At 70.3% G+C, this 24909-nt stretch carries 17 protein-coding genes and 2 rRNA genes (1 of these 19 running past the window's edge); 6 read left to right on the forward strand and 13 right to left on the reverse strand.

The genetic code is table 11. The features are described 5' to 3' along the window. Window positions 1-18: 18 nt before the first annotated feature. The 5 genes from O7634_RS03005 to O7634_RS03025 all read right to left on the reverse strand — a co-directional run bounded on the left by O7634_RS03005 (window position 19) and on the right by O7634_RS03025 (window position 6595). Complete coding sequence (locus O7634_RS03005) at window positions 19-738, reverse strand: TIGR03936 family radical SAM-associated protein (RefSeq protein WP_278153850.1); 720 nt, start codon at window positions 736-738, stop codon at window positions 19-21. Window positions 739-985: 247 nt separating this feature from the next. Beyond that, a complete protein-coding gene (gene mycP, locus O7634_RS03010) occupies window positions 986-2338 on the reverse strand; it encodes a type VII secretion-associated serine protease mycosin (protein ID WP_278148645.1) in 1353 nt (450 codons plus the stop codon). Between the two features lie 10 nt (window positions 2339-2348). Then, complete coding sequence (locus tag O7634_RS03015; RefSeq protein WP_278148646.1) at window positions 2349-3845, reverse strand: hypothetical protein; 1497 nt, start codon at window positions 3843-3845, stop codon at window positions 2349-2351. Window positions 3846-3855: 10 nt separating this feature from the next. Next, window positions 3856-4296 (reverse strand): hypothetical protein, encoded by a 441-nt coding sequence (locus O7634_RS03020; protein ID WP_278148647.1) that lies wholly within the window; start codon window positions 4294-4296, stop codon window positions 3856-3858. A 316-nt stretch (window positions 4297-4612) separates the two neighbouring features. Continuing rightward, entirely contained in the window at window positions 4613-6595 is a 1983-nt protein-coding gene (locus tag O7634_RS03025) for a TIGR03960 family B12-binding radical SAM protein (RefSeq protein ID WP_278148648.1), read from the reverse strand. Window positions 6596-6702: 107 nt separating this feature from the next. Between O7634_RS03025 and O7634_RS03030 the strand changes: the two genes are divergently transcribed. After that, complete coding sequence (locus tag O7634_RS03030; protein WP_278148649.1) at window positions 6703-7860, forward strand: hypothetical protein; 1158 nt, start codon at window positions 6703-6705, stop codon at window positions 7858-7860. Window positions 7861-8026: 166 nt separating this feature from the next. Here O7634_RS03030 and O7634_RS03035 read toward each other — a convergent pair whose 3' ends face one another. Continuing rightward, a complete protein-coding gene (locus tag O7634_RS03035; protein ID WP_278148650.1) occupies window positions 8027-8716 on the reverse strand; it encodes a lysophospholipid acyltransferase family protein in 690 nt (229 codons plus the stop codon). A gap of 96 nt (window positions 8717-8812) precedes the next feature. Continuing rightward, window positions 8813-11959, reverse strand: coding sequence for an isoleucine--tRNA ligase (gene ileS / locus O7634_RS03040; protein ID WP_278148651.1), 3147 nt, complete (start codon window positions 11957-11959; stop codon window positions 8813-8815). A 339-nt stretch (window positions 11960-12298) separates the two neighbouring features. On the opposite strand from ileS, the gene O7634_RS03045 reads away from it, so the two are divergent. From O7634_RS03045 to sigJ, 3 genes are all read left to right on the forward strand, one after another. Then, entirely contained in the window at window positions 12299-13462 is a 1164-nt protein-coding gene (locus O7634_RS03045; RefSeq protein ID WP_278148652.1) for an acyltransferase, read from the forward strand. 126 nt (window positions 13463-13588) lie between these two features. Further along, window positions 13589-14029 (forward strand): carboxymuconolactone decarboxylase family protein, encoded by a 441-nt coding sequence (locus O7634_RS03050; protein ID WP_278148653.1) that lies wholly within the window; start codon window positions 13589-13591, stop codon window positions 14027-14029. Then, on the forward strand, window positions 14026-14901 hold the full coding sequence (sigJ, locus tag O7634_RS03055) for an RNA polymerase sigma factor SigJ (protein ID WP_278148654.1): 876 nt from the start codon (window positions 14026-14028) through the stop codon (window positions 14899-14901). The genes O7634_RS03050 and sigJ overlap by 4 nt, the downstream gene beginning before the upstream one ends. 24 nt (window positions 14902-14925) lie before the next feature. On the opposite strand, the gene ndk is transcribed toward sigJ, so the two are convergent. Beyond that, window positions 14926-15348: a nucleoside-diphosphate kinase gene (gene ndk / locus O7634_RS03060; RefSeq protein ID WP_278148655.1), complete on the reverse strand. Its 423-nt coding sequence runs from the start codon at window positions 15346-15348 to the stop codon at window positions 14926-14928. 142 nt (window positions 15349-15490) lie between these two features. Between ndk and O7634_RS03065 the strand changes: the two genes are divergently transcribed. Next, the gene (locus O7634_RS03065; RefSeq protein WP_278148656.1) at window positions 15491-16924 is read left to right on the forward strand and encodes a VOC family protein; all 1434 of its coding nucleotides are present in this window, start codon (window positions 15491-15493) and stop codon (window positions 16922-16924) included. 26 nt (window positions 16925-16950) lie between these two features. On the opposite strand, the gene O7634_RS03070 is transcribed toward O7634_RS03065, so the two are convergent. The 3 genes from O7634_RS03070 to O7634_RS03080 are packed head-to-tail and all read right to left on the reverse strand — an operon-like array spanning window position 16951 to window position 21307. After that, window positions 16951-17361 carry a DUF4233 domain-containing protein gene (locus O7634_RS03070; protein WP_278148657.1) on the reverse strand — a complete coding sequence of 137 codons (411 nt, stop codon included), beginning with the start codon at window positions 17359-17361 and terminating at the stop codon, window positions 16951-16953. Then, a complete protein-coding gene (locus O7634_RS03075; protein ID WP_278148658.1) occupies window positions 17358-18692 on the reverse strand; it encodes a folylpolyglutamate synthase/dihydrofolate synthase family protein in 1335 nt (444 codons plus the stop codon). Before O7634_RS03075 ends, O7634_RS03070 begins: the two co-directional genes overlap by 4 nt. Then, window positions 18689-21307 (reverse strand): valine--tRNA ligase, encoded by a 2619-nt coding sequence (locus O7634_RS03080; protein WP_278148659.1) that lies wholly within the window; start codon window positions 21305-21307, stop codon window positions 18689-18691. The genes O7634_RS03075 and O7634_RS03080 overlap by 4 nt, the downstream gene beginning before the upstream one ends. A 69-nt stretch (window positions 21308-21376) precedes the next feature. Here O7634_RS03080 and O7634_RS03085 point away from each other — a divergent pair, with 69 nt between their 5' ends. Beyond that, entirely contained in the window at window positions 21377-22063 is a 687-nt protein-coding gene (locus tag O7634_RS03085) for a hypothetical protein (protein WP_278148660.1), read from the forward strand. 781 nt (window positions 22064-22844) lie between these two features. Here the strand turns inward: O7634_RS03085 and rrf are convergent. Both rrf and O7634_RS03095 read right to left on the reverse strand, forming a co-directional pair. Beyond that, window positions 22845-22961, reverse strand: a 5S ribosomal RNA gene (rrf, locus tag O7634_RS03090). A gap of 86 nt (window positions 22962-23047) precedes the next feature. Further along, window positions 23048-24909: ribosomal RNA gene (locus O7634_RS03095) — 23S ribosomal RNA — on the reverse strand; it runs 1251 nt beyond the window's last position.

The following is a 24909-nucleotide window of genomic DNA, read 5'->3' on the forward strand; positions in this document are numbered from 1 at the left end:
CAGAGCACCGACCGTCGGTCAGTGCCCAACGATGGCTGCCCCGCCGCGGTCCGCATCCAACGGATCCACGATCGCACCCTGCGCGGTCAACGTGCCCTGAGCCAGCCGGGTCACCCTCGGCGCAACCGGCGGCTCCAGGTCGGCCACCACGCGGAGGCCGGAAAGGACGTCATCGGGCCGTACGGACGGGGTGACCTGCCGCACGACCAGTTCGAGTATCGCACACGGTACGACCGGCGCCCCGGAAGGCGTCGGCGCAGGCGCCGACACATCGATCGATATCACTGCTGCACGGGCGTCGAAGGTCCGTCGGCCCTGCTTGGTCATCCGCTCGACCAACACCTCGTCGGCCGCCACGAACGCGTCCACGGCGGCGCGCGCCACGGCCGGGTCGACCTCCGGCAACTCGATGTGCCAGTGCGACGCCTCGATCCGGTCCGGCAGACTGCCCCCCTCGGCGATCACCGCGTCCAGCACGTCCAGCCCGGGCGAGAGCGCGGCGTCCAACGCGGCACGCAGCGCCTCCGGGTCGACCGGCGACTGAAGACCGATCTCCAGGTATTCCGCCTCGCTCGCCACCCCGGTGGGTGCGGCGCTGGCGTAGGAGATCTTCGGGTGCGGGGTGAAACCCTGGGAGAAGGCGATCGGCACAGCGGCCCGGCGCAGCGCGCGCTCGAACGCCCGGGCGAAGTCCCGGTGCGAGGTGAATCGCAGCGGGCCGCGCTTGGCGTACCGGATGCGGACGCGCTGGACGACCGGCGCCTGGCCGCCCTCGGGTTGAGGCTTTCTGGCGATCGTGGGCTCCTCGACGTGTGCCTGCGTGTCCGCCCATCCTGACGCAGGGCCGACGAGGACGGGCAGCCGGGGCTGTCGATTCTCCCCGACAGAAGGGCACGAACCGGTCGACGAGGTCGCCATCGCCACTGTCCGGGTCGCCGGCCGGCCGGCGACCCGAAGGTTACCGGCCGACCGCACACACGACCGGTTACCGCTCCCGTGGCGGGGCGGGCGGCGGACCACCCTGCGGCCCGTACCCGGGAGGCGGCCCATACCCGGGAGGCGGGGCGTAGCCGGAGGGCGGGGCGTAGCCCGATGGCGGCGCGTACGACGGGTGGGCGTCGGAGGTCGCCTGATCGAGAAGATGGTCCGGCACGTCTGCGGCGCGGGCCGCCTCCCGCCGGTACCGACGGCGGTTCCAGATCAGGAAGACCGCCAGACCCAGCAGCAACACCAGCACCACGGCGACACCGATGACCACGACCATGACCTGCTGGTCGGTCGGACCGCCGCGATCACCGTGCTGGGTGACGTCGAACTCCTCGTCCGCGCCCCCGGTACGGGCCGGGCCCGGCTCGGTCGCCGCGGTCGCGTCGAGCAGCGGGTTGACAGTGACCGCCGGCACGTTGGCGGTGAGCGCCCGTACCGGGTCGATCACCCCGAAGCCGTACTGCGGGTCCCGGCCGGCAGGGCCGGCGTCCCGTGCGGTCCGGATGATCCGGTTGATCACGCCCGGAGCGTTGAGATCCGGATACTTCGCCCGGATCAGCGCGGCGAGACCGGAGACGATAGCGGTGGAGTCGGAGGTGCCGTCGCCCCAGCCGTAGCCCTTCTCGTTGGTGATGTTGTAGATGCCGTCACCGGGAGCGGCGACCACCGCCTCCGGCCCTCGGGCCGATCCGGACCAGAACGAGCCGCCCCTGGTCGTCCCGGTCACCGCGATCACCCCGGGTGTGTTGGCCGGGCTGACGACGGCGACGTCACCGTCGGCCGTGTTGCCGGCCGAGGCGACCAGGACGACGTCACGGTCCAGTGCGTACGCGATCGCGCTCGCCTCGTCCGGGCTGGTGGGGCCCTTGCTCCCGACGGACATGTTGATCACCTTGGCGCCGCCGTCGACAGCCATCCGGATGCCGAGCGCCACCGCCGCGTCGCTGTGCGGCTCGCTGCCCTTGCGCAGCTTGATGGGCAGGATCTTCGCCCCGGGAGCGATGCCGTCCACCCCGTCCCGGCTCGCCTTCGCCGCGATGATGCCGGCCATGTGCGTGCCGTGCCCGTTCTCGTCGGAGCGGCCGTCACCGGACGCGCCGTAGCTGCGCCCACCCGCCAGCACCTGACCACGCAGGTCAGGGTGGGTGGCCTCGACGCCGGTGTCGAGCACGGCGACGACCACACCCCGCCCGGTGGAGATCTCGTGCGCCTGGTCGATCCGCAGCTCGTCCAGATACCACTGCTCGGCGCGCCGGGGCGCGGCAGCCGCCGGTTGGGCGGCCCCGACCACCAGGAAGCCGGCCAGCAGGCAGGCGACCACCGGCCGGAGCGTTCCGACGTTCACCCTCATTCGTCCATCCTCATCGAAGGACACCGGGGGACGCACCGTCACCAGGGCCCCACGGATCGTCGTCCTCAGTCAACCACGACGAGTGCTCCGAGCCGCCGCCACCACCGTGCCCGGCAGCGCCCGCGCCGCCCATCATGCCGCCGCCCATCACCCCGGCGCCGCCGAGTCCCGCACCACCACGCGCGCCGCCGGCCACTCCGGCGCCGCCCGCCATCCCGGCGCCGCCAGCGCCGGCGGCGGTACGCAGCGCGTTCGCCGCGCTCGTCATCGGTGGCAGCTTCCCGTTGCCGCCGCCCACCATGCCGGGGATGCCGCCGACGCCGATCCCGCCGCCCGCGCCCAGGCCACCGCCCGCGCCGATCCCGCCGGCCGAGCCCACTCCCGCACCGCCGCCGAAACCGCCGCCGGCGCCACCGAGACCGGCGCTGCCGACCCCGCCGCCGCCGATGCCGCCACCCAGGCCGCCCACGCCGGTCGGGCCGGCGCCGGCCAGGCCGCTGCTGTAGCCGTCGTCGATGCCCGGGTAGCCGGCACCGGTCGACGGGGGCGTCAGCTGACCGGTGTCACCGGCGGAGTAGCCGTCGTCGAGGCCACCGGGCCCGGTCGGGGAGAACGGGCCGCCGGTCGACGTCGGGCCACCACCGGTGTCGCCGATACCCGGTGGCGTGCTGCCGATCGACGGGCCCCCGCCACCGATGTCGGACTTCCCGCCGAAGTCACCGCCACCGATGTCGGGCCGACCCGTCGGCGGGACCCGGGGGTCGCGTTCGAAATCGTCCATGATCCCGCCGTCGTTCGGGCCGGTGACGGTGAGCTTGGGACGCTCGGTGTAGACCGCCTGGGGCAACGGCGCCATCGCCGTGTTCGCGGCCTGCTGATTGTCCCGGTACCAGTTGTCCAGGTGGGCCTGGGTGTCCCACCAGCCGCCGCGCTTCTGGTCGCCGGCCTGACCGTCGACCTTCATCGTCGCTTCCAGGTCGTCGGCCTTGTCGCGGAACGCGCCGTCGGCGTACGACGCCGGGTTGTTCTGGTAGTCCTGACGCAGCGCGGCGAGGAAGCCGGTCGAGCTCTCGCCGTCCCGGGCGTCGTCCAGCTCGGTGCCGTTGGGCAGGCTCCACTCGTTGATGCCGAAGTCGTCCATCAGCGGGATCGGGATCGTGGCGACCGTCTTGCGGATGTCGCCCTCGATCCGCGTCAACGCGCCACTGACATTGGTCGCGTCGGTGATCAGATCCTCGATCTGCTTGCCGATCGTGCCCAGGTGCTCGCGGTACGCGTCACCACCGCTGCCCTTCCAGCCGGCGAGCATCCCGGGCAGGCCACCGACGTGCGGGCGTTCCTGGCCGGTCGCGATCGGACCGACGAACGAGCGGCCGACGAGCGCGTCCCGTAGCTGTTGCAGACCGCTGGAGAGGTTGCTCCAACCCGCTCCGACCGATCCGACGGTGTCCGGGTCCGCGGAGAGCGTCACCTCGCGCACGCACCGCTCCCAGGTTCCTCCAGCCATGACGTCCCCCTCAGGCCGTGTATGGATAGGTGGGCGCGCCGCCGGCGGTGGGCGGCGGGGCCGCCGACTCCAGCAGCCGTTCGATCTCCTTGCCGTTGGCGCCGTTGCGCGCCTCGGTGTCGCGGAACGCCTTGGCGATGTCCTCGGTGCCCTCCTTCAGCGCGGCGAGCTTCTGGGAGAGCGTCGTGAGGTGCGCTTCCATGTTCGCCGTGGACGTCTCCAGGGCCCGCCACTGCATGCGGGCGTCCTCGTACGCGCCGAAGGGGGTGCCGTTCGGGACGGTCTGGGCGTTGTTGCTGTCGCCCTTCATCCGCTCCTTGATGCGCTCCATCTCGTACTTGAGCGTGTCGTCGATGTACTGCTTCAGCCGCTCGACGTACGTGGCGGCGGCGTCCAGGTCCTCGACTGTGACGTGCAGATCGCCGATGTTCGGCGGCGGGATGCTCCCCATGCGCTTGCTCCCCCGTCCCCCGGCCGGCCGGGTCGGTCCATGTCAGACGCAGCGTATCGAGTCCCACCTAGTCGAGGCAGCCCCACTGCCACCAGTTGACAGCGATGACGATCGATCAATTGCCGTGCACCGCGACGGCGGCCGTATGTCGGGGGCCCAACCAGCGCCAACGGGTCCGCGAGACGCGGACCCGTTGGGCGACATGTCGGATGTGGAGGGTGGCGGGCACCACCAGGCCGAAGAGGCACCACCAGGCCGAAGAGGCACCACCAGGCCGAACAGGCACCGCCGCGCGGAGAAGGCGGCGGCCGACCGGTCAGGCGGACGGCACCTTCATGCCGTTGCCGCCGAGCGGGGTGAGTGGCAGCAGCTTCCTGCCGGTGGGGCCGATCTGGATCTCGGTGTCCATCGAGGGGCAGACGCCGCAGTCGAAGCAGGGCGTCCACCGGCAGTCGTCCTGCTCGAATTCGCTCATCGAGTCCTGCCAGTCCTGCCAGAGCCAGTCCTTGTCGAGGCCCGAGTCGAGGTGGTCCCAGGGCAGGACCTCCAGCTCGTCGCGCTCCCGGGTGGTGAACCAGTCGAGGTCCACCCCGAACGCGGGCAGCGTCTCGGCCGCCGCGTCGACCCACCGCTGGTAGGAGAAGTGCTCGCTCCAGCCGTCGAACCGGCCGCCGTTCTCCCACACCCTGCGGATCACCGCGCCGATCCGACGATCACCCCGGGAGAGCAGTCCCTCGATGAGCGAGGGCTCGCCGTCGTGGTAGCGGTAGCCGATGGCCCGACCCAGCGAACGGTCCGAGTTGATGGCCTGCTTGAGGAGCTTGAGTCGGTGGTCGATGACCTCCGGACGATCCATCGCGGCCCACTGGAACGGGGTGTGCGGCTTCGGCACGAACCCGCCGATGGAGACCGTGCAGCGGATGTCCTTGGAGCCGGTGGCGGCCCGGCCGGCGCGAATCACCTCGTGGGCCATCTCCGCGATCTCGAGGACGTCCTCGTCGGTCTCGGTGGGCAGGCCACACATGAAGTAGAGCTTCACCTGCCGCCAGCCGTTGGTGTACGCGGTGACGACGGTGCGGATCAGGTCTTCCTTCGACACCATCTTGTTGATGACCTTGCGGATCCGCTCCGACCCGCCCTCCGGGGCGAAGGTCAGGCCGGTGCGCCGACCGTTACGGGACAGCTCCTGGGCGAGGTCGATGTTGAAGGCGTCCACCCGGGTCGACGGCAGCGACAGCGAGACGTTGGTGCCCTCGTACTGCTGGGCCAGGCCCGAGCACATGTCACCGATCTCCGAGTGGTCGGCCGACGAGAGCGACAGCAGACCGACCTCGGAGAACCCCGAGAACTCCAGGCCCTCGCGGACCATCTGCCCGACCGTGGTGATCGACCGCTCCCGCACCGGGCGAGTGATCATGCCCGCCTGGCAGAACCGGCAACCCCGGGTGCAGCCCCGGAAGATCTCCACCGCGTACCGCTCGTGGACCGTCTCGGCCAGCGGCACCAGGGGCTTCTTCGGGTACGGCCAGGCGTCCAGGTCCATCGTCGTGCGCTTGTGCACCCGGAACGGCACGTCCGCCCGGTTCGGCACGACCCGCTGGATCCGCCCGTCCGGCAGGTAGTCGACGTCGTAGAAGCGCGGCACGTAGACGCTCTCGGTGCGGGCCAGCCGCAGCAGCAGCTCGTCGCGGCCCCCCGGCGAGCCCTCGGCCTTCCACTCCCGGACGATGGCGGTGATCTCGAGGACCGCCTCCTCGCCGTCGCCGAGCACCGCCGCGTCGATGAAGTCCGCGATCGGCTCCGGGTTGAACGCGGCGTGCCCACCGGCCACGATCACCGGGTCGGCGTCGGTGCGGTCGACGGCCAGCATCGGGATGCCGGCCAGGTCGATCGCGGTGAGCATGTTGGTGTAGCCCAGCTCGGTGGAGAAGGAGATGCCGAACACGTCGAACCCGCGGACCGCCCGGTGCGCGTCGACGGTGAACTGCGGCACGCCGTGCGTGCGCATCAGCTGCTCCAGGTCCGGCCAGACCGCGTACGTCCGCTCGGCGAGCGTGTCGGGCAGCTCGTTGAGCACCTCGTAGAGGATCTGCACGCCCTGGTTGGGCAGCCCGACCTCGTAGGCGTCCGGGTACATCAGCGCCCACCGCACGGTCGCCGAGTCCCAGTCCTTCGTCACCGCGCCCAGCTCGCCCCCGACGTACTGGATGGGCTTGGAGACCTGGGGCAGCAGCGGCTCGAGCTGGGACCACACGGAATGGGTCACGGGCACGCTCGACGTCGGGGACAGGGCACTCATAATGCCCAAGGGTACGCGCCCGCCCGGCGGGTACCGCGCGCACGCCCGGTCGGCGGTGGTGGCGACGCGGTACTAACCTCGGACCGGCGCGAGAGGAGATTGCCGCGATGCCGGAGCCCCAGCCGGGAGCACGGCCGGCCGACGGGAACAGCCCGGACCAGCCGGATCCCCCCGGCCAGCCGGAAACCTCGGACCAGCCAGAATCCTCCGACCAGTCGGAAGGCGCCGCCACCGCGGAGACCCCGACGCCGAGGTGGAGCGGCTCGGCCCCGGTGCCGCCCCCGCTGCCCCGCCGACCGGCGTGGGGCGAGTCGGCCGAGCCGACCCCGACGCCACCCGTGCCCGTCGGGCCACCGGAACACCAGACGCCTGTCGACCCGTGGGCCGGCGTGGACACCGGCGGGTGGGACCTGCCCTCGGCGGAGCTGCCGCCGCTGCCGCCGACGCTCTCCTACCCGAGGCCGCCGGACACCCGGCAGTGGTCCGGGCCGCCGCCCGCTCCCCCGGCCGGTCCCGCATACCCGGCGCCGCCGCCGGTCAGCCCCGCGCACCCGGCGCCGCCACCGATCGGTCCCGCGCAGCCGCCGCCGAGCCGGCCGATGCCGCCGCCGGCCCCGGTCAAGGTGCCGAAGCAACGCCGCAGCAAGCGCTCCGCGCCGCCGGCGGGTCCGCCGCCGGGCTGGCAGGCCCCCAAGGGGTACGTGCCGGTCCGTCGCCGACGCCGCTGGCCGTGGCTCCTGCTGCTCACCCTGGCCTGCTGCTGCGGCTGCCCCGCGTACTACGGGTTCCCGATCTCGGCCCAGTACCCGGCCCGTGCGGCGCTGCCCGACCAGATCGAGGACCTCAGCCTCCGCCGTGACGACCGCAGCACGCAGACCGCCCGGGAGTTGGAGGGCGAGGTACGCAAGGAGCACTGGCTGGCCGAGGACACCTTCGCCGGTGTCTACTCCACCAGCGGCGGCAAGCGGGTGACGGTCTTCGGTGGCACCGGCTTCCGGCTGACCCCGGAGTCGGACGCGGAGGCGGAGCTGAGTCGGCTCACCGACCGGTACGCGCTGGCCACCCCGGAGAGCGTGGACACCGGGGTCCGTGGCAGGTACGAGCGCTGCGCGGTGGGTCAGGCGGACGGCGGCGACGTGGTGGTCTGCACGTCGGTCGACCACGGCAGCATCGCCACCGGCGTGTTCACCAGGCTGTCCGTCGCCGACAGCGCCGACCTGCTGGCCACCCTGCGCGCCCAGATCGTCCAGCCGGAGCGCGGCTGACCCGCCACCGGCGTGGCGCGGCCGCCAGCACGCGCGCGACCAATCCGGTCACGCTGCGTCACGTGACGGAGGTCGGCAAGGTGTGCAGACGGGTATACCTGTGAGTCATAGAAATGACTCACAGGTATACCCGTTGGAAGGGGAGGATGCCGCTGGCGCGGCCACCTCAGGCGTCGCGGGTCGGGTCCGGGTGGGCGCGGGGCGGCGCGTAGCGGGGCACGTACTCCTGACCGGTGAGCTTCTGGATCTCACTCATCAGCTCGTCGGTCATCTGCCGCAGCGAGGTCCGGTCGTCCGGCCGCCCGCTGAAGTCCAGCGGCTTGCCGAACCGAACAGTGATCTTCGCGGTGCCCGGCCGGGGCACCCGGGCGCCGATCGGCTGCGCCTTGTCCGTTCCGATCATGCCGACCGGGATGATCGGCACCCCGGCGGCGATCGCCAGCCGGGCCGCGCCGGTGCGCCCGCGGTACAGCCTGCCGTCCGGGGAGCGGGTGCCCTCCGGGTAGACCACCACCAGGTCACCGCCCTTGAGCGCCGGGATCGCCGCGTCGAACGCGGACAGCGCGGCCCGCCCACCGGCCCGCTCGACCGGAATCGCGCCCAGCCCGGTGAGGACGAACTTGGAGATCGCGCCCTTCACGCCGGTGCCCTTGAAATACTCCGACTTCGCCCAGAACGCCAGGTGTCGGGGCACCACGGTGCCGAGGAACAGCTCGTCGGCCACCGAGAGGTGGTTGCCGGCGAAGATCGCGCCGCCGGTCTCCGGCACGTGTTCCAGACCCTCCACGGTCGGGCGGAACGCCACCCGCAGCGTGGGCGCCACGGTCAGCTTGCCGATGGTGTAGAGCAGGGGCACTGGTCCTCCGGCAGATGAGGTGCGAGCAGGCGGTGTCACGGTAGCGGACGCCGCCACACCCCGCAGACGGAGGTGCGACGGCGTCCGCCCCGCGTGCTACGACCGGCGGACGGTGACCGTCACCCGCTCGCCCTCGCCCACCTCGCCGGCGAAGCCGTCGAGGCCGTCGGCGAAGTCCACCGAGTCGGCGAGCACCTCGCGGGAGACGAAGTCCGCGAACGCGTTCACCGCCGCACGCACCTCCTCGGAGGCGGAGACCGACACCACGATCCGGTCCGAGACGTCGAGGTCGGCGTCCCGGCGGGCCTGCTGCACCACCCGCACCACGTCACGGGCCAGCCCTTCGGCCGCCAGCTCCGGGGTGACGTCCGTGTCCAGCACCACCACGCCCTCACCGCCGGGCAGCGGCGCGGAGTGCTCGGCGTCGGCGGCGACCAGGCGCAGCTCGTACTCCCCCTCGGCGAGGGTGACGCCGGCGGCCACCGGGGCGCCGTCGACCAGCTCCCAGTCACCCGCCTTGACCGCCTTGATCACCTGCTGCACCTGCTTGCCGACCCGGGGGCCGAGCACCCGGGGCACCACAGTCAACACCTGCTCGCAGTACGCCGACAGCTCCGCGCTGAACTCCACGGCCTTCACGTTGACCTCGTCGGCGACCAGGTCGGCGAACGGCCGCAGCTGCTCCGCCGCCGGTGAGGCCACTGTCAGCGTCGACAGCGGCAGGCGCACCCGCAGCCCCTTGGCCTTGCGCAGCGACAGCGCCGCCGAGGCGACCGCCCGCACGTTGTCCATCGCGGCCACGAGATCGTGGTCGGCGGGGAACTCCTCCGCCGAGGGCCAGTCGGTCAGGTGCACCGACCGCTCCCCCGTGAGCCCGCGCCAGATCTCCTCGGCGGTCAGCGGCGCCAGCGGCGCCACCACCCGGCAGAGCGTCTCCAGCACCGTCGACAACGTGTCGAACGCGTCGACGTCACCGGACCAGAACCGGTCCCGGGACCGGCGGACGTACCAGTTGGTCAGCGCGTCCAGGTAGGAACGGACCGTGGCACAGGCGCCCGAGATGTCGTACGCGTCCATCTGCGCGCCGACAGTCGACACCAGCTCGTTCGTCTTGGCCAGCACGTACCTGTCGAGCAGGTGCGTCGAGTCCGTCCGACGCCGCGCCTGGTAGCCGTCGGCGTTGGCGTAGAGCGTGAAGAAGTACCAGACGTTCCACAGCGGCAGCAGCACCTGCCGGACCGCGTCGCGGATCAGCGTCTCGGTGACCGCCATGTCGCCCCCGCGCAGCACCGGCGAGGACATCAGCATCCAGCGCATCGCGTCCGACCCGTACGAGTCGAAGACGTGGTAGACGTCCGGGTAGTTGCGCAGGCTCTTGGACATCTTGCGCCCGTCCGAGCCGAGCAGGATGCCGTGGCTCAGGCAGTTGCGGAACGCCGGCCTGTCGAACAGCGCGGTGGCCAGCACGTGCATGGTGTAGAACCAGCCGCGGGTCTGCCCGATGTACTCGACGATGAAGTCACCCGGGTAGTGGTGCTCGAACCAGTCGGCGTTCTCGAACGGGTAGTGCACCTGGGCGAACGGCATCGACCCGGACTCGAACCAGCAGTCCAGCACCTCTGGCACCCGACGCATCATCGACCGACCGGTGGGGTCGTCCGGGTTGGGGCGGACAAGGTCGTCCACCGCCGGCCGGTGCAGGTCCGTCAGGCGTACCCCGAAGTCCCGCTCGATGTCGGCGAGCGAGCCGTAGACGTCCAGGCGCGGGTAGTTCGGGTCGTCGGACTTCCACACCGGGATCGGCGAGCCCCAGAACCGGTTCCGGCTGATCGACCAGTCCCGGGCGTTCGCGAGCCACTTGCCGAACGAGCCGTCCTTGATGTGGCCGGGAGTCCAGTTGATCTCCTGGTTCAGCTCGACCATCCGGTCCCGGAACTGGGTCACCGCGACGAACCACGACGACACCGCCTTGTAGACCAGTGGGGTGTCGCAGCGCCAGCAGTGCGGGTACGAGTGGGTGTAGGTGTCCTGCCGCAGCACCACCCCCCGCTCCTTCAGCTCCCTGATCACCGGCTTGTTGACGTCGAAGACCTGCTCACCCTGGTACGGCGGGACCAGCGCGGTGAACCGGGTGTGGTCGTCCACGGTGACGATGGTGGGGATCCCGGCGGCGTTGCAGACGTTCTGGTCGTCCTCGCCGAAGGCCGGGGCGAGGTGCACGATCCCGGTGCCGTCCTCGGTGGTGACGAACTCCGCGCCGAGCACCTGGTACGCGTTCTCGCCGGCCTGCTCGACCAGGAAGTCGAACAGTGGCGTGTAGCGGCGTCCGACCAGGTCCCGGCCGTACACGGTGCCGAGAAGCTCGTACCCCTCCAGCTCCTTGGCGTACGCGCCGAGTCGCGCGGCGCCCACGACGAACCGCTCCCCGTCCCGGTCGAGCACCGCGTACTCGATGTCCGGGCCGACGGCGAGCGCCAGGTTCGACGGCAGCGTCCACGGCGTGGTCGTCCAGACGCCGAGCCGGACCGGCCCGCGCACCAGCTCCGGCGCGGACTCGTCGGCGGTCAGCCCGAACCACACGGTCAGCGTCGGGTCGTGCCGGTCCCGGTAGACGTCGTCCATCCGGGTCTCGGTGTTCGACAGCGGCGTCTCACACCGCCAGCAGTACGCCAGCACCCGGAAGCCCTCGTAGATCAGACCCTTGTCGTGCAGGGTCTTGAAGGCCCACATGACGCTTTCCATGTAGTCCAGGTCGAGGGTCTTGTAGTCGTTGGTGAAGTCGACCCAGCGGGCCTGCCGGTTGATGTACCGCTCCCAGTCCTGGGTGAACTCCAGCACCGACGTACGGCAGGCCTCGTTGAACCGGGCCACGCCCAGGTCGATGATCTCCGCCTTGCTGGTGATGCCGAGCTGCTTCTCGGCCACCACCTCGGCGGGCAGGCCGTGGCAGTCCCACCCGAAGCGCCGCTCGACGTGCCGCCCGCGCATGGTCTGGTAGCGCGGCACCACGTCCTTGACGTACCCGGTGAAGAGGTGGCCGTAGTGCGGCAGGCCGTTGGCGAACGGCGGGCCGTCGTAGAAGACGTACTCGTTCTTGCCGTCGGTGCCGGCGGGACGGGCCTCGACGCTGGCCTCGAAGGTCTTGTCGGCCGTCCAGTGCTCCAGCACCCGGCGCTCGACCGCGGGCAGGTCCGGGCTCGCCGGCACGCCGGCGGCGGTCGGGTCGTGCAACGGATAGGCCATCGCCTGTCGCTCTCCTCGCAACTCACTCGATGTGGGTCTGCGAGGACGAACCGTCCGGGTACGCCGACGACGGCGCTCCCGGGGGCCCGCGGTACCACCCCGCTTGGCGGTCAGGATCGACCGCCCGCTCATTTGCCGGCTGTGACGGGCCGCACCCGTCCGGTTCTACTGGGCCGGTCGCCCGGCTGTTCTTCCGGAGGCTCACCGGTGATGGCCGGGTCATCGCCTTACGGCTATCCACGATACAAGACCCACCGGCCGGCCCGCCGCCGAGTAATCCGTCACCGGCCCGCGCGCCGCTGGCTTGACCCTGTTGCCGCGCTCGCGCAAACTTCGCCGGTGCGTTCGCTTCGGTACGACGATTTCCAGGCAATGCGTCGATTCCCCGCCCTGGACGGGCTGCGGGCACTTGCCGCTGTCATGGTCATCGCCTTCCACTACGGTGGCCCGTCCTGGAAATGGCTGACCGGCTGGATCGGCGTACACCTGTTCTTCGTGCTCTCCGGCTTCCTGATCACGACGCTGCTGCTGCGCGAGGAGCACCGCTACGGCAAGGTCTCGCTCCGCGCCTTCTACCTGCGGCGGTTCTTCCGGATTCTGCCGGTCTACTTCCTGGTGCTCCTCCTCTACTGGGTGTTGGCCCGGATCAACGGCACCGCCGAGTCGATCGAGCGGGGCATGAAGTACTACCTGCTGTTCCTCAACGAGCTGCTGGCCCCGAACGCGCCCTTCCTGCACTCCTGGACGATCGGCATCGAGCAGAAGTTCTACCTGTTCTGGCCGGCCATCGCCTTCGTGGCGGTCGCCGCCGTGTTCCGCCGCCGCCTGCTCGTGACGCTCTGCCTGCTGGTGCTCTTCATCGCGATGATCCCGCCGGACATCGCCTGGTTGAGCTGGCCGATCCACTACGTGGCGATCCTGCTCGGCTGCCTGACCGCGGTCGTCATGCACAACCCGCGGGGCTTCGCCCTGGTCCGGCCACTGACCCACCCGGTGGTCGCCACCGTCGTGATCCTGGGGTTCGTCGTGGTCCAGGTGTGTGTGCAGTTCTGGCCCACCCGCTTCGGCCAGGAGGCGTTGATCGGCAGTTACGCCGCCGCGACGGCGGTGCTGCTGCCGGCCCTGCTCTCCCGCAGCCCACTCGCCCGTGGGCTGGGGCTGCGGCCACTGGTCTTCGTCGGCGAACGCTCGTACTCGCTCTATCTGATCCAGTCCCTGGCGGCGCGGGCGGCGGCCGGGCTGGTGCCCGGGGCCGGACGTCGCAGTACCGCGCTCTTCCTGGTCACCACTGTGCTCGGCCTGATCATCGCGGACGTGTTCTACCGGTGGATCGAGCTGCCCATGATCGAGGTGGGTCGCCGGCTGGCCGCCCGGGTGAGCCGCCCCGGCCCGCGCGACGGCGACCGGACAACACCGGCCCCGGCGGAGGCGCCCGTCGAGGACGTGCAGATCCCCCGTCCCCGCGAGGTGCTGCCGGACACCGTGCCGGCCGCCCGCGGCTGAGCCCTCCCACCCGACCGGGCTCATCCGCTCCCGCCCCGACGGCATGAGCGGGGTCACACCCGCGACTGTCACGGTGCGCCCCGGCCGAACCGTCGTGACGGTGTCGGACCGATCAGGGAGGTTGTCGTGCAGAGGATGAACCCGACGGAGGTCGTACCGCAGGCGTACCAGGCCGTCCTGGGGCTGGAGAAGTACGTCCGCGCGAATGTCGACCACACGGTGCTGGAGCTGGTGAAGCTCCGGGCGTCGATGATCAACGGGTGCGCGTACTGCGTGGACATGCACAGTCGGGAGGCCCTCGCCGACGGCGAGCAGAGCCGGCGGCTGTTCGCCGTCTCCGCCTGGCAGGAGGCGCCGTTCTTCGACGAGCGCGAGCGGGCCGCGCTGGCCCTCACCGACGCGGTCACCCGGCTGGGTGAGCACGGGGTCCCGGACGAGGTGTGGGACGCGGCCGCAAAGGTCTGGTCGGAGCGGGAGCTGGCCGACCTCGTCATCGCTATCGCCACAATCAACGTGTGGAATCGGATCGGCGTGACGATGCGGCTGGAGCCTCCGGCGCAGGCGTGACCACCGGGGCGGCAGAGGCGGCCGGTGCGCTCCAGGCGCACCGGCCGATGCTGCTCGGGCTCGCGTACCGCCTGCTCGGCAGCCGACACGACGCGGAGGACGTGCTCCAGGAGGCGTACCTGCGCTGGCTCGGCGTGGACCGCGCGGCGGTCGGCGAGCCGCGCCGCTACCTGTCCCGGATCGTCACCCGCCTGGCCCTGGACCGGTTACGCGCCCGGCAGGCGGCCCGCGAGACGTACGTCGGCACGTGGCTCCCCGAGCCGGTGCCGACCGAGCCCTCGCCGTTCGGACCGCTGGACCGCGTGGAGCTGCGCGACTCGCTCTCCACCGCGCTGCTGCACGTCCTGGAGCGGCTGACCCCACCGGAGCGCGCGGTGTACGTCCTGCACACCGCCTTCGACCTGCCGTACGCGGAGATCGCCGACATCCTGGGTCGCTCCGCCGACGACTGCCGGCAACTACACCACCGGGCCACCGAGCGGGTACGGCGGGAGCAGCGCCGGTTCACCGCGACCCGGCCGGAGCGGGAACGGCTGCTGAAGGCGTTCCTCGCCGCCGCCCGCGACGGTGACCTGGCGACGCTCACCGGCCTGGTCGCCGCCGACGCCGTCGCGTGGAACGACGGTGGCGGTCGGGTCCGGGCCGCGATCAACCCGGTCACCGGCCCGGATCGGATCGCCCGGTTCTACGCCGGCGTCTACGGCCCCCGCCACCGGGTGACGATTGATCCGATCGAGCTGAACGGGGAACCCGGCGTGGTGATCACCCGGGCCAACGGCAGCCCGTACACGCTGACCATCGCCGCGGCGGACGGACGGATCACCGGGATCTACGTGGTCGGCAACCCGGCGAAGCTGCCGCCGCTCGACTGAAACCCGCGCGCCGGCCCGGGTCGGTCAGCCCAGCTCGGGGAACCAGAGCGCGATCTCGCGCTTGGCGCTGTCCGTCGAGTCGGAGGCGTGCACCAGGTTCTCCCGGTTCGACAGCGACAGGTCACCCCGGATGGTGCCGGCGGCGGCCCGGCGGCCGTCGGTCGCGCCGACCAACCCACGGACCACGTCGATGGCCTGGTCGCCGGAGAGCACCAGGGCGACCAGCGGACCGCCGGTCATGAAGTCCTTCAGCGGCGGGTAGAACGCCTTGTCGACGTGCTCGGCGTAGTGCGCGTCGGCGAGCGCGGCGTCCATCGTCCGGTGCGCCATCGCGTCGATCCGCAGCCCCTTGCGCTCGAAGCGGGAGAGGACCTCGCCGACCAGGCCGCGGCGAACCGCGTCGGGCTTGATCAGAACGAGGCTGCGCTCGTCCGGGCTGTTGGACACGCTGGGTTCCTCCTGTACGCGCTGGACGCTCGGGATCGGTACCGTCAGCCTAGCGACCCGGTCCCGGCGCCGGCGCGGCGGCCGGTCTTTCCCCCGGTGGCCGATCCGGCCTAGCCTGGCCCTGACCCCCGGGAGGTCCACTGTGGCGAATGGCGGGAACCGGCCCATCGCGCCGGTACGCAAGCTGATCGGCACGGTGCTGGGCACCGTCGCCACGTTCGTCGTCCTGTTCGGTCTGGGCATGACCAGTTGGGCCATCGTCGCCCTCGGAGTCGCCCTGCTGGTGCTGGCCATCGCGCTGGCGACCGTACGCGGCGGCGGTCGCACGTGGGTCGTCGGCGTCGGGCACGTGCACAGCGCCTCCGAACCGCCCACCCAGTACGCTTTCGGCCGCTGCGAGCTGCAACTGGTGATCGACGCGCCCGGCCTGCCGCCGCGGTCCAAGAAGATCATCGAGCCCCGGGTGCCGGTCTCCAAGTGGCCGTCGCTGGGCCAGACCCTGCCGATCCGGGTCGCGTTGGACGACCAGCGGCACGTCAAGGTCCTCTGGGACGAGGTGCCGACGCACGCCGAGACCGCCGCCGCCGTCGCCGACCTGCCACCCGAGTTCGCCGACGCCGACGCCATGGACGAGCTGCTGATTCAGCAGGACGCGCCACCGTGGGCCGACCGCGCCCCCGACGACGACTTCCGGGACCCGGTCGGTGACCCGTTCCGGGACCCGCTCAGCCCCGACCCCGCACGCGCCGACCCGCTGCGCGACGACCCGGGTGTGCCGCCGGAGGAGCGCGAACCGGTGGTGCTGCACCAGAGCCCGGGTGGTCCGGTCGTGTTGGAGGGCGTCGTCGTCGAACAGCAGCAGGGCGCCGGGCTGCCCCGGCGGGCCACCCCGGCGCCGCGTCCGGCCGCCGAGGAGCGCTTCGACGAGACCTCCGCCGATCGGTACGACAGGCCGGCGGAGGACCCGCTGCGCGCCACCGCGACGCCCACCACGCCCCCCGTCGACGCGCCCGCCGGGTCGCGGGCCGAAACACCACCGGCGCAGCGCACCGGCCCGGTCGCCGAGGACCCGGCGGACCCCCTCGACCTTCCGCTGGACGACCCCTCCACCACCGGGCCGGCCCGGGAGACGGTGACCGACGAGGAGCTGGACGAGGCGATCTTCGGATTCGAGGGCCGCGCGGCCACGGACCCGACCGGGCCGATCAGCGGGGTGGGCCTGACCCTGCTGGTGACCGACCTGTCGAGGTCGCTCGACTTCTACCGGGACGTGCTCGGCTTCACCGAGGTCGACCAGGGCGCCCACAACGCCGTACTCGCCTTCGGGGCGACCCGACTCGTCCTGCGCGAGGTGACCGGGGCGGCGCCCATCAGCCGCCGGTTGGTGCACGTCAACCTCGAGGTGAGCGACATCGAGGCCGCGTACGAGCGGCTTCGCGGCTCCGGGGTGCGGTTCACGTACGCCCCCCGGGTGGTCAACCGGGGCACCAAGCTGGAGGTGTGGGCGGCGGCGTTCCGCGACCCGGACGGCCACGGCGTGGCCCTCACCCAGTGGCGCGAACGCGCCGAAGCCTGAGCCGCCCGCCGGAACGGGGCCGGACGTCAGCCCAGGATGACCCGGCGGACGTGCAACGCGTACGCCCAGACCAGGGCGAAGATGATGCCCAACCCCAGCAACGACCAGTGCAGGAGGCCGCCCAGCAGCAGCAGGCCCTGGAGTACGGTGCCGGCGTGCCACGCCCATTGACGGCGCATCAGGCCGGCGAGGACGACCGCGGCCACGGCCAGCGCCACCACGGCGCCGATCGCCGCGCCGCCGAGGTCACCGCCGACAACCCGGATCGGCTGGATCGCCAGCAGCAGCACCAACGCCTCCAGGCCGAGGGTGCCGGCGCCCAGGCCGCGTACGGCCCGCTCCGGGTCGCGCAGCCCGGAGCGGCGCGGCTGCCCGGCGGTGGGTTCCTCCTCCGCCGGTTGCCCGGCCGGGTGCGGGTCCTGCTCCGGGCCGGTCATCGCTTCAGCAGCCGGCGGGCGTCGGCGACCGTCACCACCGAACCCGTGACCAGCACCCCCACCCCGCTCAGCTCACCGGGGACGTCCTCCTCGGCCAGCGCCACCGCCAGCTCGATCGCGTCCGGCATCTCCTCGGCCGACTCCACCCGGTCCTCGCCGAAGATCTCGACGGCGAGCGCGGCGAGGTCCGCCGTCGCCATCGCCCGGGGCGAGCTGTTGCGGGTGACCACGATCTGGTCGACCACCGGCTCCAGCAACTCCAGCAGGCTCGTCGCGTCCTTGTCGGCGAGGACGCCGAGCACCGCCACCAACTTGCTGAACGCGAACTCCTCCTGGAGGGCGGTAACGGTGGCGGCCATGCCGTGCGGGTTGTGCGCGCCGTCCAGCAGGACGGTCGGCGCGGTACGGACCCGCTCCAGACGACCCGGCGAACTGGCCGACGCGAAGCCCTCCCGGACCGCCTCGATGTCGAGTTGCCGGCGGGCCCCCGCACCCAGGAACGCCTCGACGGCGGCGAGCGCCACAGCGGCGTTCTGCGCCTGGTGGGCGCCGTGCAGCGGAACGAACACGTCGTCGTAGACACCGCCCAGTCCCTGGAGGCTGAGCACCTGACCGCCGACCGCGACCGCCCGGCGCAGCACGCCGAACTCGGCGCCCTCGCGGGCGATGGTGGCGCCGACCTCGGCGCAGCGCTCGAGGATCGGACGCGCGGCCTCCTCCTCCTGCGCCGCCGCGATCACCGTGGCGCCGCTGTGGATGATGCCCGCCTTGGCCAACGCGATGTCCTGGAGGGTGTCACCGAGCCACTCGGTGTGGTCCAGTCCGATCGGGGTGATCACGCAGACCCCGGCCTGGATCACGTTCGTGGCGTCCTCGGCCCCACCGAGGCCGACCTCGACCACGGCGATGTCGACAGGCGCGTCGGCGAACGTGGCGAACGCCAGCGCGGTGGTCATGTCGAAGTACGTCAGTGGCTCGTCCGATCGCGCGTCGACCAGCTCGGCGAGCGGCTTCACCTCCTGGTACACCGCGGCGAACCGCTCCTCGCTCACCGGTTCCCCGTCCAGGCTGATCCGTTCCCGCACGGTCTCCAGGTGCGGGCTGGTGTACCGGCCGGTGTGCAGCCCGAACGCCCGCAACAGCGAGTCGATCATCCGCGCCGTCGAGGTCTTGCCGTTGGTGCCGGTCAGGTGGATCGAGGGGTACGCGCGCTGCGGGCTGCCGAGCAGATCGAGCAGCGACTCGATCCGGTCCAGCTCGAAGACCATGCGGGTGAACCCACGAGCGGCCAGTTCGGCCTCGACGGCGGCGAAATCGGTACGGTCGGTCACGAGGACAGTGTCTCCAGAGCGGCGTCGATCCGGACCAGGTCGGCCTCGGCGGTGGCGAGCCGGTCGCGGATCTTCGCGACCACCGGCTCGGGGGCCTTGCCGATGAAGGCCGGGTTGTCGAGCTTCGCCCGCGCCTGCGCGGCCTCCTTCTCGGCCGCCGCGCGGTCCTTGGTCAGCCGGGCCCGCTCGGCGGCCACGTCGATCGACCCCCGGGTGTCCAACGCGACACCCACCGCGCCGGGCATGGCCAGCGTGGCGCTGGCCTGGAAGTCGTCACCCGCCGGGTCCAGCCGGACCAGCGAACGGATCAGCGGCTCGTGGGCGGCGATGCCCGCGCCGGCCAGCCCGTCCAGGCGCGCGGCCACCCGCTGCGTCGGGCGCAGGCCCTGGTCCGAACGGAACCGACGGATCTCGGTGACCACCCGCTGAAGCGCGACCAGCTCCGCCTCGGCGGCGTCGTCGACGAACGACCGGTCGGCCACCGGCCACGAGGCCGTCTGCACCGTCTCGCCGCCGGTCAGGGCCAGCCACAGCTCCTCGGTGACGAACGGGATGACCGGGTGCAGCAGCCGCAGCAACTGCTCGAGCACGTGCCCGAGCACCCGTCGGCTGGTCTCCGCCCGTTCCCCACCCTCGATCAGCACCGGCTTGCTCAGCTCGACGTACCAGTCGCAGACGTCGTCCCAGGCGAAGTGGTACAGCAGGTCGCAGACCTTGGCGAACTCGTACGCCTCGAACTGCTCGTCGACCTCGGCGGTGACGTGCGCCAGCCGGGACAGGATCCACCTGTCGACGGTGGAGAGCCGCTCGACCGGGGGCAGCTCACCGGTGGTGTGCGCGCCGTTCATCAGGGCGAACCGGGTGGCGTTCCAGAGCTTGTTGCAGAAGTTGCGCGAGCCCTGGCACCACTCCTCGCTGACCGGGACGTCCTGGCCCGGGTTGGCGCCGCGCGCCAGGGTGAACCGGGTGGCGTCGGCGCCGTAGCGGTCGATCCAGTCCAGCGGGTCGACCACGTTGCCGAACGACTTCGACATCTTCTTGCCGAACTGGTCGCGCACCATGCCGTGCAGCGCCACCACGTCGAACGGCGGCCGGCCGTCCATCGCGTAGAGGCCGAACATCATCATCCGGGCCACCCAGAAGAACAGGATGTCGTAGCCCGTGACCAGGACGCTGGTCGGGTAGAACTTCGCCAGGTCCGGGGTCTGCTCCGGCCAGCCGAGGGTGGAGAACGGCCACAGGCCGCTGGAGAACCAGGTGTCCAGGACGTCCTCGTCCTGGTGCCAGCCCGCACCGGTGGGCGGCGTCTCGTCCGGGCCGACGCAGACGATCTCGCCCGCCGGGCCGTACCAGACCGGGATGCGGTGCCCCCACCAGAGCTGGCGGGAGATGCACCAGTCGTGCATGTTGTCGACCCAGGCGAAGTAGCGCTTGGCCAACTCGGCCGGCTCGATGCGGACCCGACCGTCACGCACCGCGTCACCGGCGGCCTGCGCCAGCGGGGCGGTGTTGACGAACCACTGCAACGACAGCCGCGGCTCCACAGTCGTCTTGCAGCGCGAGCAGTGCCCGACCGCGTGCACGTACGGGCGCTTTTCGGCGACGATCCGGCCCTGCTCACGCAGCGCGGCCACGATCGCGGGCCGAGCCTCGAAGCGGTCCAGCCCTTCGAACGGGCCGGGCACGGTGATCACGCCGCGCTCGTCCATCACGGTCAGCGCGGGCAGGTCGTGCCGCTGACCGATCTCGAAGTCGTTCGGGTCGTGGGCGGGCGTCACCTTGACCATGCCGGTGCCGAAGGACGGGTCGACGTGCGCGTCAGCGACGATCGGGATCCGCCGGCCGGTGAGCGGCAGCTCGACCTCGGTGCCGATCAGGTGCTGGTAACGCTCGTCGTCCGGGTGGACCGCCACCGCCGTGTCGCCGAGCATCGTCTCGGCCCGCGTGGTGGCCACCACGACCTCGTCGCTGTAGCGGATGGAAACCAGCTCACCGTCGTCGTCGGTGTGCTCGACCTCGATGTCGGAAAGGGCCGTCAGGCAACGCGGGCACCAGTTGATGATCCGGTTGGCGCGGTAGATCAGGCCGTCGTCGAAGAGCTTCTTGAAGATCGTCTGGACGGCGCGGGTCAACCCCTCGTCCATGGTGAAGCGCTCACGGTCCCAGTCGACGGAGTCGCCGAGCCGGCGCATCTGGCCGAGGATGGCGCCGCCGGACTCGGACTTCCACTGCCAGACCCGCTCGACGAACTTCTCCCGACCGAGGTCGTGCCGGGACAACCCCTCGGCGGCGAGCTGGCGCTCGACCAGGTTCTGGGTGGCGATGCCGGCGTGGTCCATGCCCGGCAGCCACAGCGCCTCGAAGCCCTGCATCCGCTTACGCCGGGTCAACGCGTCCATGAGGGTGTGCTCGAACGCGTGGCCCATGTGCAGCGAGCCGGTGACGTTCGGCGGCGGGATGACGATGGTGAAGGGGGCCTTCTCGCTGTCGGCGGAGGCCCGGAAGTGCCCAGCGGCTACCCACTGCTCGTACCGTCGCTGCTCTACCTCGCCGGGCTGATACTGGCCGGCCAGGGTCGGGGCGTCGGGGCGTCGGGTATCCAGTCTCTCGGTCACCCGACAAGTCTACGAAGGGCTTCCGCGGACCTGACGTGCGCCACCTCTCGTTCGCGTACGGTGTCGGCTATGTCCGACGCACATCTCACCGAGCGGTCGCCGCACGGCGGTCGCGAGCCGGTCGAGCTGACCGAAGAGCCGATCCAGCTGAGCACCCGGGACTCCGGGGGCGATTCCGACGAGCAGTCGGCCGGCTGGTCCCGGCGACGCAAGATCGGTTGGACGGTCGCGCTGGTGGTCGGCCTGGCCGGCGCCGCGGTGCTGGGCGTCGGCGGCTGGCGGGTCGCCCAGCAGAAGGACACCGAGCTGACCTCGCCCGAGCAGGTCGCGGGGCTGACCAGGGACGACAGCGAGCGGGCGAAGAGCACTGCCGACTACCTGCGCAGCGGCCTGGCGGCGAACATCGAGTTGGACCGGAGCTTCGGCACCGTCTACCGCGACCCGGCCGACGACAAACGCTCGGTGCTCATCTTCGGCGGCACCACACTGCTCTGGCAGCCGGAGCGCGACCTGGACAGCCTCTTCCGTCTCATGTCGGACGAGACCGGTGCGGTGAACGGCCTCCGCGAGCTGCCCGCGGGCGACCTCGGCGGCGTGCTGAAGTGCGGCAACACCAGCGGCGAGGGCGGTGACTTCGCGGTGTGCGGCTGGGCCGACCACGGCAGCGTGGTCATGGCGATGTTCCCGGGCCGGTCCCTCGACGACGCCGGCGGCCTGCTCCGCAACCTTCGCGACGGCATGCAGACCCGAGGCTGACCCTGCTCTCCCTGCTCTGACACGTGTCCCGGTCCCCACGACCCCGGCAGCCGACCCAGGTCCCCGCGATATCGGGGCAACCCGGCACCCGGGTAAGGCCGACATTCGGCCACGCCCGTTGATCGACTCGGACTTCATGAACTCGGGGCATCTCGGCACCCGGGTAGGGCCGACGTCCGGGCACGGCCCCGCTGATCGACTCGGGTTTCGTGAACTCGGGTCATCCCGGTGCTCGGGTAGGGCCGACATTCGGCCACGCCCCCGTTGATCGACTCGGACTTCATGAACTCGGGGCATCCCGGCGCTCGGGTAGGGCCGACATCCGCGCAGCCCGAGGTTGGCCACGCGGGTTTCGTGAACTCGGGGCGTCCCGGTGCTCGGGTAGGGCTGACTTCCGGCCAGGCCCCGGTGATCGACTCGGGTTTCGTGAACTTGGGGCATCCCGATGGCCGGGTAGGGCCGACGTCCGGGCACACCCCCTGGTGATCGACTCGGGTTTTGTGAAGTCGGGGCATTCCGGGGCTTGGGTAGGGCCAACCTGCGGGTACGCCTGCGTTGAATCGGCCCCCGGTTACCGGGCTGCCGGCATATCGGGGCTACCCACCGACCGGATACCCCCGATAGCACGAAACCCGGGGGTCGATCACCGCCCCTCAACCCCCGCCAGCCGTCAAGGCAGCCCTTCAGTAGCCGCGGTGCGGCCTACAAGGCAGCCCCGCAGGGGGGTCGGGAAACGCGAATAAGCCCACCCCGTTTACGGGGTGGGCTTATTCGGAAGATTGTCCGGCGGCGTCCTACTCTCCCACACCCTCACAAGTGCAGTACCATCGGCGCTGGAGGGCTTAGCTTCCGGGTTCGGAATGTAACCGGGCGTTTCCCCTCCGCCATGACCGCCGTAACACTATGAACATATCAAACAACCCACGGCATGATCACACGGGTGTTCGCTCGTTCAGAGTTGCACAGTGGACGCGTAGCAGCTTAGTAGTCAAGTCCTCGGCCTATTAGTACCGGTCAACTGAACCCGTTACCGGGCTTACATTTCCGGCCTATCAACCCAGTCGTCTAGCTGGGGGCCTTACCCCACCAAAAGTGGGTGGGATACCTCATCTTGAAGCAGGCTTCCCGCTTAGATGCTTTCAGCGGTTATCCCTTCCGAACGTAGCTAACCAGCCGTGCCCTTGGCAGAACAACTGGCACACCAGAGGTTCGTCCGTCCCGGTCCTCTCGTACTAGGGACAGCCCTTCTCAAGTATCCTACGCGCACGGCGGATAGGGACCGAACTGTCTCACGACGTTCTAAACCCAGCTCGCGTACCGCTTTAATGGGCGAACAGCCCAACCCTTGGGACCTGCTACAGCCCCAGGATGCGACGAGCCGACATCGAGGTGCCAAACCATCCCGTCGATATGGACTCTTGGGGAAGATCAGCCTGTTATCCCCGGGGTACCTTTTATCCGTTGAGCGACACCGCTTCCACTCGCAAGTGCCGGATCACTAGTCCCGACTTTCGTCCCTGCTCGACCTGTCAGTCTCACAGTCAAGCTCCCTTGTGTACTTGCACTCAACACCTGATTGCCAACCAGGCTGAGGGAACCTTTGGGCGCCTCCGTTACCCTTTAGGAGGCAACCGCCCCAGTTAAACTACCCACCAGACACTGTCCCTGAACCGGATAACGGTCCGAAGTTAGATACCCAAATCAACCAGAGTGGTATTTCAAGATTGCCTCCACCCATACTGGCGTATGAGCTTCACCGGCTCCCACCTATCCTACACAAGCTAACTCAAGTACCAATGTCAAGCTATAGTAAAGGTCCCGGGGTCTTTCCGTCCTGCCGCGCGTAACGAGCATCTTTACTCGTACTGCAATTTCGCCGGGCCTGTGGTTGAGACAGTGGGGAAGTCGTTACGCCATTCGTGCAGGTCGGAACTTACCCGACAAGGAATTTCGCTACCTTAGGATGGTTATAGTTACCACCGCCGTTTACTGGCGCTTAAGTTCTCCGCTTCGCCCCCAAAGGAGCTAACAGGTCCCCTTAACGTTCCAGCACCGGGCAGGCGTCAGTCCATATACATCGAATTACTTCTTCGCATGGACCTGTGTTTTTAGTAAACAGTCGCTTCCCCCTGCTCTCTGCGGCCATACAACGCTCCACCCGCGCGGGGCTTCACGTCTCCGGCCCCCCTTCTCCCTAAGTTACGGGGGCAATTTGCCGAGTTCCTTAACCACAGTTCGCCCGATCGCCTCGGTATTCTCTACCTGACCACCTGTGTCGGTTTGGGGTACGGGCCGCTCAGAACTCGCTAGAGGCTTTTCTCGGCAGCATAGGATCACTGACTTCACCTGAATCGGCTCGGCATCACGTCTCAGCCTTCATGTGTTGCGGATTTGCCTACAACACGGCCTACACGCTTACCCCGGCACAACCACCGGCCGGGCTCAGCTACCTTCCTGCGTCACCCCATCGCTTGACTACTACCCGCCAGGTTCCCACGCTCCCCAACATCAACCCGAAGGTATCCGTCAGTTTGGGTGGTTAGCACAACGAGGTTCATCAGGGACGCTCTTTCGCGGGTACGGGAATATCAACCCGTTGTCCATCGACTACGCCTCTCGGCCTCGCCTTAGGTCCCGACTCACCCAGGGCGGATTAGCCTGGCCCTGGAACCCTTGGTCATCCGGCGGAAGGGTTTCTCACCCTTCTTTCGCTACTCATGCCTGCATTCTCACTCGTGCCGCGTCCACAACTGGGTCACCCCGCTGCTTCACCCCCGGCACGACGCTCCCCTACCCATCCACACACCTGCACGCACCATCAAGGGCACGCGAAGTTAAAATGTGAA

This window comes from Micromonospora sp. WMMD1120, from assembly GCF_029626235.1.
Lineage (GTDB): Bacteria > Actinomycetota > Actinomycetes > Mycobacteriales > Micromonosporaceae > Micromonospora.